The following is a 13,156-nucleotide window of genomic DNA, read 5'->3' on the forward strand; positions in this document are numbered from 1 at the left end:
CCCACAAGAAGCCGCCGAAGCGGGAGTTGACCTTCGCTCAGCAGCTGTACAACCACTTGCTGAGCCCCTTACGCGTGGTCATCGAGCATGCCCACAGCGGAATGAAGCGCTTGCGCATGGTACAGGACACGCTGCGCTTGCGCGGCCAGTGGCGGCGCGACACGGTCATCGTGGTCGCCTGCGGGCTGCACAACCTACGCGTGCGCAGTCCCCTGCGCCTCTACGCGCCCGATAAATTCCCCAAACTGTCCGAATAAGGTTTACTATTTGGGCAGTTCCTTGGTGAATACTACAAAAGCATAATGTACAGGAGTATAGCAAAGCCATCGGTATCTTATTCATATGTTCTGTACGTTGCAAAAACAATCTACCTATCAATGCGAATCAACTTTTCAATGCCCATAACTCACCACCCGCGTCACCTGCCACCGCCCGTCACGTAGGCGCCACACCATCATGTTTTTGAAGGTACCGCAGTCGTCTTTGCCGTTTTCTACGTGGCAGAAGCGGTGCTGGCAGGTTTCCACGGCGCCGTAGTTGTTGATGGGGTATACTTCCAGGGTGCCGGGCACGAGTTGGCGGTTGAGGCTGGTGGTTTTGTTTTGGTCGAACAGATTCCGGAAGCCCTGCATGGTTTGCTGGAAATTGGCCAACCCGCCCTTGTCGTGGTAGAATTCCAGGTCTTCGGCGAAGAAGGTTTGGAGCTTGGCTACATCGTGCTGGTTGAAGGCCACGAATAGGACGCTGTCGAGGCGGGCAATGGTGCGGTATAGTTCCGGCGACACGGGCGAGTTGGCTGTCGTGGCAACGGGGCGTACCGGCGCGCAGCCACCGGCAAACAGCAGGAGCAGCGCGGCCAGTGACAGGAGTTTCATTTGCTTTGGAGTGGCATTAACGCTGGGAAGGTAGAAGTTCTCTACGTTTTCCGGAAGGCTGATTCCGGAACGGCTTACCATGGGCTACTACTCCGCAACAAGCCCGCCGGCCGGATTGACGCGTATACACGGGTCGGTCATTAGCTGGCACTGCGTATGAAAAAGCTGCTTTCCTCCCTCGCTCTTGTGCTCACAGGTTGCGTTACGTGCCAGGAAGTGGCATTGCTGCCCGAGGAACGCGCCTGGCTGGGCTCCTATACCGAGGGCCAGCAGGTTGTTTTTCGCAGCAACCGGGGCACTACCAATACGGCTACGGTCCTGAAGCCGCAGGAGTGGCACACCAACACCGACTGCAACTGGATGGAATCCGGCCGCTATCAGCCCATTTTCTCCCAGATTGTGCTGCGGCCCGCTACCGTATACAACGAAAAGAACCGGGACTTCGTGGTGAACCTGCGCAAAAACAACCCCGACCGACCCGCCGACCTGTCCTTCAGCGTGGCGGGCCTGGAGTGTCTCACCGCCTCCAGGGAGGGCCAGATTACGTCCAAACTGCAGCAGCAGGCCTGCACCCTCAGCACCACCGGCAAAACCTACCCGGCCGCTTACGTTTTCCGGCAGGGCCAGAATGCCACCATCTATGGCGGTGGGCAGCTGCAGGCGTTTTTCTGGGATAAGCAGGATGGCCTGATCCGCTATGAGCTGACCAGTGGCGAAGTATTTGAATTGGTGAGTCGGTAGAGCCCGAAGCCGTAGCATCCATTTCGCCTTCAGGGGCCGCTTTGAAGCTGGTAAGGCTGTGGGGCGGGCACTATCCAGATTTCTATCACCTGACGATGTTGAGAAACAGCCTATAAACTTTGTCTCTGCTGTTGAAAACCTCCAGAGTGAATCGAGGCTGCTTATCAGCTGGGATGCCAGATGCCAATAATAATTTACGTGCATCAAGGCTCTTCAACTCTGCAAATACTATTTCCCTCACAAAAGGCCGATGACCACTTGCTTCAATGAGAAGTTTTATTGTAGGCTCCGGCCTTATTTTGTTTTTATAATAAGAAACAATTTGCAATTCCGAAATCTGCTCTAAAGTTAAAGGCAGCTTTTTCGCATTCTGCCCCTGAAGTAGAAAATCAACTTTCCATAGCTCCGGTATCAGCTGTTCCGGCAGCTGTCGCACAAACTCACCCTCCTTCCAATCTTCGCTATAAAGCGTTTTGCCCTGTTCGTCGAAATAAGTCCAGCGACCAACCTTGACGCCGCAATAGCCTCTGTCGCACAGATTATCCCAGTTGCCGCTGTCGTTTTCTTTAAACTGCCCGCTCTCTTTCAGGTTTCCAGTAGTGTAATAGGCCTTCCACCACCCTACCGGCGCATCCGTGCATCGTACACCTTCGTTCACTAACCGACCATCCGAGTTATACATCTGCAAAATACAGGGGCAGCATTCTTTTATGTAGCGCGAGTTACCCTGAAAACTATCATACGCTATTTTATCTACTCGCTTTCCATTTATAAAATAGCCATACCCTATTCCTTCGGGCTTTTTCGATGAACTGCCCAGAAGTATTTTCTTGGTCACGAGATTTTTGTACACGCTTTTTCCGGACTGGCCGAGGCCCAAATACGGTACCAGCATAAACAAAAGGGCATAAGTCAAGATGGCTTTCATTATCCAATTATTAGTCCTGCAATAAATTAAGCTTGTGTAGCAGCGCGTGCTTCCCAGGAAACCAAAGTAGCCGTTTTCCGCACTCCTAGCCCTCTACGGGTCCCTCCTCGCCCAGCGCGGCCACCAGCGCCGCCGCTTCTGCCTCCAGGCCCAGCAGCCGGGCCCGCAGCTCATGGTAGCGGGCGGCCTCTAGGGCATCCAGGTCGGCGGTGGCCTGCTCCTGGCGGCGCAGCAGCCAGCGGCGGGCGGCTTCATCGGGGGCGGCAGCGAGCAGTGCCGGCAACGCCTGCTGCAGCCGGGTGGCGGCCTGCTGCCGGGCCGTCAGCTTCGTGAGCGAGGCCCGCAACAGCCGGGCGCGGTGCTGGCAGTAGTCTACGCGCGCCCGAAGCGGCTCGGGGTCGGGCGGGGCCAGGGTGGGCGGCGGCTCGGTGGGCGGCCGGGGCTCGGTTTTAGCCGCCTGCGCGGCCAGAATCAGGGGGAGCAGCCGCGTCAGCAGCGGCTCCGGCAGCTCCCGCCGGCCGCTTTCGTAGTGGCCCATCTCTACCCGGCTCAGGCGCAGATACGTCCCCAGCGTGGCCTGGTCCAGCCCGAACACCTTGCGTACCAGTCCCGGCAACGATTCATGTCGGCCGCTTTTTCGTCCCATAGCTGTGTAGCGTATCAATTGTTTTTTAAAAATATGCTACAGACGGGTGTAGCTTATTTTTTTATTTCTGGTAAATATGCTACACCAGTATACGACTATTTCCGCCGCGCACGCCAGCAGGCCGGATTTGGGGGCGGTGCTTGGCCGGTTTTGGCGTAATTTTGAGTTTCCGGACCGGCTTCCCAGCGGATAAGCCGGCCGTTGTTCGCCCTTCTCTGCCGCCGACTGCTTCTGCATGAAAATTCTTCGCGTCCGTTTTCTCAACCTCAATTCCCTGCGCGGAGAGCACACCGTTGATTTCAGCCAGACTCCCCTTTCCGATGCTGGCCTGTTTGCCATAACCGGCCCCACCGGCGCGGGCAAAACCACCATCCTGGATGCCATTACGCTGGCCCTCTACGGCCAGGTGCCCCGCCACGAAAGCAGCGGGCCGGAGCACGTGATGAGCCACGGCACCGGGGAGAGCTGGGCCGAGGTGGAGTTTGAGGTGAACGGCCGGCAGTATCGCAGCAAATGGGGGCAGTACCGGGCCCGCAAGCGTCCTGAGGGTAATCTGCAGCCCCCCGCCATGGAGCTGAGCGAGCGGAAAGTGGCCGAGGATGGCACCGAAACCTGGCCGTTTCTGGAAACCTACAAGTCGAAGGTGCCGCCGCGCATCGCCGAGCTGAGTGGGCTCGAATACAAGCAGTTTCTGCGCTCCGTGCTGCTGGCCCAGGGCGACTTCACCCGCTTCCTGAAGGCCCCCGCCGGCGAGCGGGCCCAGCTCCTGGAGAAGATTACCGACACGCGCAAATACTCCGATATTTCCAGGGCGGCCTTCGAGCGGGCCAAGCAGGAAAACCTGCTGGTAGAGCAGCTGCGCCAGGGCCTGGAGGGCGTGACGCTGCTTTCTCCGGAGGAAGCAACGCACCTGGAAACCGAGCTGCACGACCTCAACACCCAGCTTACCCGGGCTACCGCCACCCAGGAGCAATGGCGCGAGGCCCGGCAGTGGCACCTGCGCCTGCAGGAGCTTCGCGACAAGCTCCACACCACCGGCCAGCGTCAGCAGGAATTGGCCGCGCAGGCCGAAACCCTGGCGCCCCTGCGCCAGCGCCTGGCCCTGCACCAGCAGGCGGCCCCCTTCGCCACCGACCACGCCCTGCTGCGCCAGACCGAGCGGCAAGTGGCGCGGGTACTGCAGGAAGCGGAGCAGTTGCGCACTCAGCTGCCGCAGCTGCAGGAGCGACGCGCTACCGCCGAAACCGCCCGCAACGCCGCACAGCAAGCCCACGAAGCCGCCACCGCCACCCAAAAAACGCAGGAGCCCAAGCTGCGTGAGGCCGAGCAGTTGGATCTGCTGATGGCTGAGGCGCGCCGCCAGCTCACGCAGGGCAAGGCGGAGTACGAAGAAAAAAACGAGCAATGCAAGCGCCTGAAAGCGGCGGCCGAACAGGCCGGCAAACAGGCCAGCGCGCTGCAGGCGCAGGTCCGGGACGCCGAAAAATGGTTGCTGCTCAATACCGTAGTCAGTGAGCTGGCCGCCGACCTGCCCGAGCTTTCGGCAAACCTGCAGCAGTGGGCGGGCTTGAAGACGGCCCTTGGCCAGCTAAGCCAGCGCCTGCACGAAGCCCGGCAGCGGCAGCAGCAAGCCGCCACCGAGGCCGCTACTCAGCAACTGGCCGCTGATGCCGCTCGCCAACAGCTTCTGGCCCATACCGCCCGCTTTGAAGAGGCCAGCAAAACCCGCGACGAATGGTTGCAGCGGCTGCGCTACCACGTGGGCAGCCTACAGCAGCAGCAGGACCGGGAACAGCAGCACTGGGACGACCTGCGGCGCAGCCTGCAGATGCAGCAGCTGATTCTTTCGCACACCGAAACGCGCCTGTTGCTGGAAGCCGGCCAGCCCTGCCCCGTGTGCGGCGCGACGGAGCACCCCTACATGGCCGGCGTACTGGGCGTAAGCGAGGACTCGTTTCAGCGCGACCTGCAGCGGGAAGAAACGCTCAGCCAGCAGGTCCGGGCCTTGGGCGCACGCTTCAACCGTCTCAATACCTACGTGACGATGCTGGAGCAGACGGGCCCCGAGCCTGCTGCTGCACCGGCCGGTACCATTCAGTTGCTCCCCGAAACCGCCGAGAAAACCGCCGCCGAGGAAGTGAAACTGCTGGTGCAGACGCTGCGCGAGCTGCGCGACCAGCAAACCACCGCCGGGCAGCGCCTGCACCAGGCCCAGACCCAGCACGAAGCCGCCACCCGCCAGCATCTGGCCTACACCGAAGAAGCTGGCAAGCTGGCCCAAGAGCTGGCCGACGCCGAAGACCAGGTGCTACCCGTCCGGACCACTATCCAGAGCCAGGCACAGTACTTCAGTCTGCCATTCACCAACGAAAACGGGCAGGCCCTGATGGAGCTGGCCCGCCAGCGCATCCTGGAGCTTGAGTTGCAAACCAAGCAGCTCAACGATGCCCGGCAGGCGCTGGGCGGCGTGAGCGTGGAGGCCACCAAAGCCGAAGCGCACCAGCAGGAGCTGCAGGCCTGGCTGAAGGTCCGCAAGCAGGAGTTGGTTGATCAGCACCACGCCATTCAGCGGCAGCAGCAACAGCGCCAGGCACTGCTGCCCGATGCCGATGTAGCCCGCGCCCGGCAGCAGCTGGAAGAAGCCGTGCGCATAACTGAGCAGCAGCACCGCCACACCGAGCAGCAGCTACTACAGCACGAAACTGCCTATGCGGTAGCAGCCAATACACTGCGCCAGCGCGAGCAGGATGCCCGGCAGCAGCAGCAGGCCCAACAGCAGCAGCACGCGGCCCTGGTGGCTGGCCTCACCGCCGCCGGCCTCGCCCCCAACCCGGCTGCCCTACCCGCCCTGCTCCTCCCCGACCCCGAGCTGCACACCCTGCAAAGCCAGCTGCGCCGCCACGAGCAGGATGTAGCGCTGGCCACGCAAACCGTTGAGGAAACCGCCCGGCAGCTAACCACCGAAGAAAACCGCCGCCTCACGCCTGAGCCCCTGGATGCGGTAAACCATTACCTCGCGGCAGCCGGCGAGCAGCTGGCGGCGCTGCATCAGCAGGTAGGGCAGCGCCAGGAGCGCCTGAACGCCCACCGGACCGGGCAGGAGCGCCACGCCACGCTGGCCGCCCAGCTGGAGAAACAGCAGCAGGAAGCGCGCCGCTGGCGCGAGCTGGCCGAGCTGATCGGCTCGGCCGATGGCAAGAAGTTCAGCGAGTTTGCCCAGGGCCTCACGCTGGCCCGCCTCGTGGACCTGGCCAACCGCCACCTGCACCGCTTCACCGACCGGTACCGCATCCTGCGCAACCCCGAGCAGCATCTCGACCTGCTCATTCAGGACGACTACCAGGCCGGCGCAGCACGCACGATGAACTCGCTGTCGGGCGGCGAGAGTTTTCTGGTGAGTCTGGCGCTGGCGCTGGGCCTCTCGGAGCTGGCCGGCCGCCGCACCCAGATCGACACGCTGTTCATTGACGAAGGCTTCGGCACGCTCGACCCTGAAACCCTGGACGTGGCCCTTTCGGCGCTGGAACTGCTGCAGGGCACCGGCAAATCCATCGGCATTATCTCCCACGTGGAAGGACTGAAGGAGCGCATCAGCACCCAAATCAGTGTGCAGAAGGGTGCCGGGGGCATCAGCTCGCTGCGGGTGCTGGGCTTCGGGGAAGACGTGTAGCGCCGGCCCTCACCCCTGGCCCTTCTCCAAAAGAGAGGAGCCGGGAGCCAAGTCCGCGCCGGCCGCTTTAATTTCCGCCCAGGTCCAGTACCGCTTCGGCGTGATACCGGCGTAGCCAGTCCGGAAGAAGGCCACAACTCCTTCTTCCAGCTGCTCCGGCGTAATGGAGGACGCATGAATCGGGCGCTGGTCGGGGTCGGCGTAGCGCTGGGGCTTCGACAGCTCCTTGCCGCTCAGGCGCAGCAGCGGGCCGGTGTCGGTGATGCTATCGAAGGTCCAGTGGCGCGGTGTCTGCTCCAGCGGGTTGAGGCGGGCGGCCAGCGCGTCAAGCGGCAGGCGCGGCAGCGTGGGGCGGCTTGCCAGATCCACCCAGGTGGTGTACTTGTACTCGAATTCGTAGCGCTGGCCGTCGTAGATGCTCAGCACCATATCGGTGCCGAGGCTGGGGCTGAACAGCGCGTAGTACGGCAGCGGCTCGGGCGTGCGCACCACCGTCAGCCCGATGTCGGGGTAGCGGCGCACGATGGTTGCAGTACTCTCTATAGCTGCCACACCTTGTTTCACCCGCGCGTATTCCGGCTCCCAGGCGGCCCGCCCTACTTCCGGATTCGTCAGCAGCTCCGCGAAGCGCGGCAGAAACCACGCAAACTTTTCAGCTGAGGCTTCATCTTCGCGGCGGCGCCGGGCGGGAGCCCCGAACGGCTCGTAGAACCGGGCTTTTTCTTCGGCATTCAGCCAGCACACCAGCTGCAGGGCGTGGTCGGCCAGCGGGTCGTGCCAGTTGATTTCGCGGAAGTCGCCGAGCGTGGCCACCAGCCGCAGCAGGTGCTCGTGGCGCAGCGCCTGCTGCGGGTTCAGCAAGGCCCACACCCCCACAAACCCGTCGATATCGAAGTGGTTGGCCGTGACGGCGGTGGCCTCCATTCCCGGCGTTTCGGGGTGGTGCAGGGCCCGGAGCACGGAACCGGCGCTGGTATCGTCGCGCAACAGCTCGGGCGTGGCTGCTCCACGCCAGTGCGCCAGCGTGAGGGCCGCCCCCAGTCCGGTGCTGTCTACTACAATAGTGGGCTGGCGGCGGAACTGCTGAAAAGAAACAAATTGCTTCACGGAGGAGAAGTGGGTGCTACAAGAATGCCGCAGGCAAACTTAATGCAAAGCAGCACGCCGTGCCTCAGCCCTTGCCGCGCCGGTTGGAAATCCGCTCGACGCGGCTGCGCCGGATCCAGTGCAGGTATTTCTGCAGCTTCTCGGCCCGGCGCAACGCCTCAATCGAGTTGTAGTCGCGGGCCAGCTCTTTGTTGTCGAGCAGCAGGTGAATACTGCTGTGGCAGGGCTGGCACAGGTCGGCGGTGGGGCCGTGCCGGCCGCCCTCTTCGCGCGGCACCAAGTGGTGGCGCGACGTGTGCTGCACCTCCCGCTCGCAGAGTGCGCAGCGGGTACCCTCAGGCGCTGGTGAGGCAGCGGTGGCGGGCGGTGGTATCGGTCTGACACGGCGGGACATGAGCAGCGCAATTGGCGAAGTACATCTGCCTGATAACAAGCAAACCACAGTTCAGTAAAAAAATAATTTTTCTGTATACGGGCCATGTCAAAATACTTCTATATTTGGTTGCGCTCATGGTACGCTACCGGCTATACAGTGAGTTTCCACCACATTTCAGTTCTTTGTTGCCCTCTACCCTTTTACCTTTTTGTTTATGCGCGTTTCTACTTCTCTGACCTTCCACCACTTGACTTCAGCCCTGCGCGCGGCCGGCCTGGTACTGGCGCTACTGGTGCTGGCTCCCCTTGGCGCCAAGGCGCAAACCTGGATGGTTTCCACCGATGCCTACATCAAGATGGGTGTCATGGATAAGTTCGGGCAGCTGGGCGAGTACTCCGCCAAGTTTGTAGTCACGGACCAAACCAGCGGCAAAGCGTATGTGCTCGTGAAGCAGGTAACGGCCGGCCGCAACGGCATTGATGTCATCTTCCCATCGGAGGCGACGGAGTCCGACTACTTCAAAACCGAAACCGGCGAGGCGGCCCAGGCCCGGCCCGGCCGCTACGTCTGGGAATGCCAGGTAGGCGGCAAAAAAGTAGTGGGTGGCCGCTTCTCGCTGCCCGAAACCGCCAACGACGTGACCCTACTAGACAACAAGAAGAAGTAACGGCTCCGTTACTTGTGCTTCTGCAAGGCCCGGTGCTCTAGCGCCGGGCCTTTTTTTGTGGCGTGCTGTAGTCCTTGGCCTGCCCGGCTTACGTATTCAGGAGCAGCTTTTCCTTCCTTACTGTACCGCATCATGGCTAAAAAGTCGTTTTCAGAACTCATCAACAGCCCCGGCATGCCCGTCCTCGTAGATTTTTTTGCGGACTGGTGCGGCCCCTGCAAAACCATGGCCCCGATTCTGGAGCAGGTGGCCGCCCAGCATCAGGGCAAGCTGAAAGTCATTAAGATAGACGTGGACCGCAACCCGGCGGCAGCCCAGCAGTTTCGGGTGCAGAGCATTCCTACGCTTATTCTGTTTCATAAGGGGCAGCCGGTGTGGCGGCAGGCCGGGGCCGTACCGGCCGCGCAGCTCACGCAGGCCGTGCAACCCTTTCTGCAGTAAGCGCATCCCGGTAAGCACCGGCCGGCGCCACCCCTGAAACTATCCGGCCCGGCCGGTGTTGGGCACCCCATACGGCGTACCTTTGCCGTGCTTGTCCTTACTCGTGCCGATGCGTTTTTTACCGTTACTGATTGGTTTTCTCTTTAGCTGGGGGGTAGTGGGTGTACCGGCCGCGCAGGCGCAGGAGCGCCACACGCTAAGCGGCTATATCCGCGGCGGGGCCGCCCGCGAGCTGCTGCCGGGGGCTTCGGTGGCCGTGCCCAGCCTCGTGGCGGGCGCCACCGCCGACTCGGCCGGCTTCTTCAGGCTGGTACTGCCGGAGGGCCGGCACCAGGTCGTGGTTTCCTTCATCGGCTACGAAACCCTGACCCGCGAAATAAACCTGACCCGCAGTCAGCGGCTGTCGTTTCTGCTGCCGGAATCTGCCAATACGCTGGGCGAAGTGGTGGTGGAAGCCTCCGGCACGCTGGAGCAGAAGCTGCAAACCACCCAGATGAGTGTGGAGCGCCTCACGACCAAAGAGGCCAAGCTGCTGCCGGCCCTGTTTGGCGAAGTAGACCTGCTCAAAACCTTGCAGCTGAAGCCGGGCGTGCAGAACGGCGGCGAAGGCACCTCGGGCCTGTTTGTGCGCGGCGGCTCCTCCGACCAGAACCTGGTGCTCGTGGATGATGCCGTGGTGTACAACCCCAACCACCTGTTCGGGCTGTTTTCGGTGTTCAACCCCGACGCCGTGCAGAGCGTGGATTTGTACAAGGGCGGGTTTCCGGCGCAGTACGGCGGCCGGCTTTCGTCGGTGATAGATGTGAAGCTGCGCGAGGGCAACAACCAGAAGTTCGTGACCAGCGGCGGCATCGGCCTGATTTCGTCGCGGCTGACGGTGGAAGGGCCGATTGTGAAGGAAAAAGGCTCGTTTATCCTGTCGGGGCGGCGCACCTACTTCGACGTATTTACGCGCCAGCTCAACAACCTCAACGAGGGCGACCCGGACTACAACCCCATTCCGGACTACTATTTCTACGATTTCAACGCCAAGGGCAACTACAAGCTGGGCGAAAAGGACCAGATATTTCTGAGCGGCTACTACGGGCGCGACATTTTCGGCTTCAACTCGCAGGGCGGCTTCAACTTCAATTTCAGCTGGGGCAACACGGTGGGCGCGGCCCGCTGGAGCCACGTGTTCAACAAGCGCCTGTTTCTGAACACCACGGCCTCCTACACGCGCTACCAGTACGGCATCACCAATGCGCTGGACCAGTTTAGCTTCAATCTGTCGTCGGACATTCAGGACCTGGCCCTGCGCACCGACCTCGACTACACGCCCAACGACCGGCACACGCTCAAATTCGGGGCCCAGGTAATTCAGCACAGCTTTGGCGTAGGGCGGCTGCAGGCCGGCTCCGGCGACGGCCGCCTCAATCTGGGCTCCGATGTAGGATACTCGGGGCAGGAAGCCGGCCTGTACGCCTCCGACAACTTCAAGGCCACCGATAAGCTGCAGCTCGACTATGGTGTGCGGCTGACCGGTTTCCGGAGCGGCTCCGATGTGTACGGCGGTCTGGAGCCGCGCGGCTCCGCCCGCTACTCGCTCACGCCCAAAACCTCGCTCAAGGCCAGCTACGCCCTGATGTACCAGTACGTGCACCTTGTCACGAACTCCGGCGCCACCCTGCCCACCGACATCTGGTACCCGTCGCGGCTGTCGGTGAAGCCGCAACGCTCGCAGCAGGTAGCCACCGGCGTAAGCTTTCTGCTGGGCGACGGCAAATACCTGCTCACGAACGAGGTGTACTACAAATGGAGCCGGAACCAGGTGGATTTCAAGGACGGCGCGCAGCTGTTCGTGAATCCCGACCTGGACTCGGAGTTTCTGTTTGGCAAGGGCTGGGCCTACGGCAACGAGCTGTATCTGGAAAAGAAAACCGGCCGCACTACGGGCTGGGTAGGCTACACGCTGAGCTGGAGCAAGCGCCAGTTTCTGCCCCAGCGCGGCACCAGCGGCATTAATGAGGGCCGCACGTTCTACCCCAACTACGACCGGCGCCACAACATCACGGTAGTGGTGCTGCACCAGCTGCGGGAGCGGCTCAACCTGACCGGCTCGTTCGTGTACACTACCGGCAACGCCACTACGCTGCCGGCCGGCCGCTTCAGCGTGCAGGACGTGTTCGGCGGCGACGTGTCGGTGGCGCCCATCTACCCCGACCGAAACTCGTTCCGCCTGGCCCCCTACAACCGCCTGGATCTGGGCTTGGTCTGGAAGCTGAAGCCCAACCGCTGGTTCCCGGAATCGGACCTGACGTTCAGCGTGTATAACGCCTACAACCGCCGCAACCCCTATTTCGTGTACTTCGACCAGCTGGAGAATGAGGACACGGGCCAAGTGCTTGGCTACCGGGCCCGGCAGGTGTCGCTGTTCCCCACCATCCCGGCCGTCACGTACAACTTCAAGTTCTGATGAGGATGCGCCGCCCCTGCCTTCTGCCCGGCCGTCATATGCTACCGTTTTTCGTGTCAGACTTTCCCCGCTCCGTGAAGTACCTTCCACCGTTTGTACGCCCGCTCGTTGCCCTGCTGCCCCTGGCCCTGCTGTCGGCCTGCGACCTGCAGAAGGACATTGACGTGGAGCTGCCCGCGCTGCCGGCCCAGCTCGTGACGGAGTGCTACCTCGAAGACGGCCAGATTCCGCGTCTCACCGTCACGGAAACCACGCCTTACCTGGCCAGCCCCATTCCGGTGCTCCCGCTCGACGTGACGGTGGTGCTGACGCTGCCCTCCGGCCGCCGCGACACACTCCGCTTCCAGCCCGGCATCGACTCCGTCCAGATGAAAGGCTACACCCACATCGGGCGGCGCCCGCTGGTGGCCCGCCCCGGCGACACGTTTGGGCTGGAAGTGTATGACACCAAAGGCCGCCGCGTGACGGGCACGGCCACCATGCCCAGCCGCATTCCCATCGATTCGCTGGAGTACAAGTTCAACGACCGGCCGGCTGAAGACCGCAAAGCCTACCTGCTGGCTTCCTTCCAGGACCCGGCCGCTAGCACTGATTTCTACCGCCTCCAGATTCATAAGGACAGTATTTCTTCGGAGCGGGAGCGGGATTTCACCCTCGATGACCGGCTCAACAATGGCAAGCTCTTCACGGTGGGCACCAGCTACCAGTTCGATGCCGGCGATACGCTCCTGGTCACGCTCTACCACATCGACCAGCCCTACTACCTGTTCCGGCAGTCCGTCAGCGACGCGCGCAATGCCAACGGCAACCCGTTTGCGCAGCCGTCCGGCATCCGGAGCACGGTGCAGGGCGGCGTGGGAGTATTCACGGTGCTGAGCTACGACCGAAAGCAGATTATTCTGCGCTAATCACTAAACCTTATTCGGACAGTTTGGGGAATTTATCGGGCGCGTAGAGGCGCAGGGGACTGCGCACGCGTAGGTTGTGCAGCCCGCAGGCGACCACGATGACCGTGTCGCGCCGCCACTGGCCGCGCAAGCGCAACGTGTCCTGTACCATGCGCAAGCGCTTCATTCCGGTGGGCATGCTCGATGACCACGCGTAAGGGGCTCAGCAAGTGGTTGTACAGCTGCTGAGCGAAGGTCAACTCCCGCTTCGGCGGCTTCTTGTGGGGCATCTCCACCACCACGCCGGCCGGGGTATGGCCCACCAGACCCAGGTCCTGACGCAGTACACTGCCTGGCGGCAGG

Annotated in this window: 13 protein-coding genes; 7 read left to right on the plus strand and 6 right to left on the minus strand. The window is 61.9% G+C overall.

Features of this window, described 5'->3' with window-relative positions; all coding sequences use genetic code 11:
• On the plus strand, window positions 1–257 hold a 257-nt coding region (locus BUE15_RS20680), incomplete at its 5' end, for a transposase family protein (RefSeq protein WP_139252472.1).
• A 135-nt stretch (window positions 258–392) separates the two neighbouring features.
• Here BUE15_RS20680 and BUE15_RS20685 read toward each other — a convergent pair.
• Entirely contained in the window at window positions 393–875 is a 483-nt protein-coding gene (locus BUE15_RS20685) for a nuclear transport factor 2 family protein (RefSeq protein WP_073289107.1), read from the minus strand.
• 156 nt (window positions 876–1,031) lie between these two features.
• Between BUE15_RS20685 and BUE15_RS20690 the strand changes: the two genes are divergently transcribed.
• A complete protein-coding gene (locus BUE15_RS20690; RefSeq protein ID WP_073289092.1) occupies window positions 1,032–1,616 on the plus strand; it encodes a hypothetical protein in 585 nt (194 codons plus the stop codon).
• A gap of 85 nt (window positions 1,617–1,701) precedes the next feature.
• Here the strand turns inward: BUE15_RS20690 and BUE15_RS20695 are convergent, their stop codons facing one another.
• Both BUE15_RS20695 and BUE15_RS20700 read right to left on the minus strand, forming a co-directional pair.
• Window positions 1,702–2,544, minus strand: a complete 843-nt coding sequence (locus tag BUE15_RS20695; RefSeq protein ID WP_073289094.1) for a toxin-antitoxin system YwqK family antitoxin — start codon at window positions 2,542–2,544, stop codon at window positions 1,702–1,704.
• Window positions 2,545–2,629: 85 nt separating this feature from the next.
• Window positions 2,630–3,190, minus strand: coding sequence for a hypothetical protein (locus BUE15_RS20700; RefSeq protein ID WP_139252473.1), 561 nt, complete (start codon window positions 3,188–3,190; stop codon window positions 2,630–2,632).
• Between the two features lie 235 nt (window positions 3,191–3,425).
• Between BUE15_RS20700 and BUE15_RS20705 the strand changes: the two genes are divergently transcribed.
• Window positions 3,426–6,860, plus strand: a complete 3,435-nt coding sequence (locus BUE15_RS20705) for an AAA family ATPase (protein ID WP_073289097.1) — start codon at window positions 3,426–3,428, stop codon at window positions 6,858–6,860.
• 9 nt (window positions 6,861–6,869) lie between these two features.
• Here the strand turns inward: BUE15_RS20705 and BUE15_RS20710 are convergent, their stop codons facing one another.
• Together BUE15_RS20710 and BUE15_RS20715 are read right to left on the minus strand one after the other, a co-directional pair.
• Entirely contained in the window at window positions 6,870–7,967 is a 1,098-nt protein-coding gene (locus BUE15_RS20710) for a DUF6687 family protein (protein ID WP_073289099.1), read from the minus strand.
• 64 nt (window positions 7,968–8,031) lie between these two features.
• Window positions 8,032–8,361: a restriction endonuclease gene (locus BUE15_RS20715; protein ID WP_084549228.1), complete on the minus strand. Its 330-nt coding sequence runs from the start codon at window positions 8,359–8,361 to the stop codon at window positions 8,032–8,034.
• Window positions 8,362–8,557: 196 nt separating this feature from the next.
• Between BUE15_RS20715 and BUE15_RS20720 the strand changes: the two genes are divergently transcribed.
• The 4 genes from BUE15_RS20720 (at window position 8,558) to BUE15_RS20735 (ending at window position 12,814) form a co-directional block, all read left to right on the plus strand.
• Entirely contained in the window at window positions 8,558–9,010 is a 453-nt protein-coding gene (locus BUE15_RS20720; RefSeq protein WP_139252474.1) for a hypothetical protein, read from the plus strand.
• A gap of 132 nt (window positions 9,011–9,142) precedes the next feature.
• Window positions 9,143–9,451: a thioredoxin gene (trxA, locus tag BUE15_RS20725; protein WP_073289102.1), complete on the plus strand. Its 309-nt coding sequence runs from the start codon at window positions 9,143–9,145 to the stop codon at window positions 9,449–9,451.
• A gap of 109 nt (window positions 9,452–9,560) precedes the next feature.
• On the plus strand, window positions 9,561–11,906 hold the full coding sequence (locus BUE15_RS20730; protein WP_073289104.1) for a TonB-dependent receptor: 2,346 nt from the start codon (window positions 9,561–9,563) through the stop codon (window positions 11,904–11,906).
• A gap of 53 nt (window positions 11,907–11,959) precedes the next feature.
• Window positions 11,960–12,814 (plus strand): DUF4249 domain-containing protein, encoded by an 855-nt coding sequence (locus BUE15_RS20735; RefSeq protein ID WP_170865334.1) that lies wholly within the window; start codon window positions 11,960–11,962, stop codon window positions 12,812–12,814.
• 10 nt (window positions 12,815–12,824) lie between these two features.
• On the opposite strand, the gene BUE15_RS22135 is transcribed toward BUE15_RS20735, so the two are convergent.
• Window positions 12,825–12,980, minus strand: coding sequence for a hypothetical protein (locus BUE15_RS22135; RefSeq protein WP_170865158.1), 156 nt, complete (start codon window positions 12,978–12,980; stop codon window positions 12,825–12,827).
• Window positions 12,981–13,156: the final 176 nt, after the last annotated feature.

This window comes from Hymenobacter psychrotolerans DSM 18569, from assembly GCF_900142395.1.
Lineage (GTDB): Bacteria > Bacteroidota > Bacteroidia > Cytophagales > Hymenobacteraceae > Hymenobacter > Hymenobacter psychrotolerans.

What these genes read in the sequence shown, in the direction of transcription:
- BUE15_RS20685 (WP_073289107.1), bottom strand. Translation starts at nt 875, where the DNA reads ATGAAACTCCTGTCACTGGCCGCGCTGCTCCTGCTGTTTGCCGGTGGC.
- BUE15_RS20690 (WP_073289092.1), top strand. Translation starts at nt 1,032, where the DNA reads ATGAAAAAGCTGCTTTCCTCCCTCGCTCTTGTGCTCACAGGTTGCGTT.
- BUE15_RS20695 (WP_073289094.1), bottom strand. Translation starts at nt 2,544, where the DNA reads ATGAAAGCCATCTTGACTTATGCCCTTTTGTTTATGCTGGTACCGTAT.
- BUE15_RS20700 (WP_139252473.1), bottom strand. Translation starts at nt 3,190, where the DNA reads ATGGGACGAAAAAGCGGCCGACATGAATCGTTGCCGGGACTGGTACGC.
- BUE15_RS20705 (WP_073289097.1), top strand. Translation starts at nt 3,426, where the DNA reads ATGAAAATTCTTCGCGTCCGTTTTCTCAACCTCAATTCCCTGCGCGGA.
- BUE15_RS20715 (WP_084549228.1), bottom strand. Translation starts at nt 8,361, where the DNA reads ATGTCCCGCCGTGTCAGACCGATACCACCGCCCGCCACCGCTGCCTCA.
- BUE15_RS20720 (WP_139252474.1), top strand. Translation starts at nt 8,558, where the DNA reads ATGCGCGTTTCTACTTCTCTGACCTTCCACCACTTGACTTCAGCCCTG.
- trxA (WP_073289102.1), top strand. Translation starts at nt 9,143, where the DNA reads ATGGCTAAAAAGTCGTTTTCAGAACTCATCAACAGCCCCGGCATGCCC.
- BUE15_RS20730 (WP_073289104.1), top strand. Translation starts at nt 9,561, where the DNA reads ATGCGTTTTTTACCGTTACTGATTGGTTTTCTCTTTAGCTGGGGGGTA.
- BUE15_RS22135 (WP_170865158.1), bottom strand. Translation starts at nt 12,980, where the DNA reads ATGAAGCGCTTGCGCATGGTACAGGACACGTTGCGCTTGCGCGGCCAG.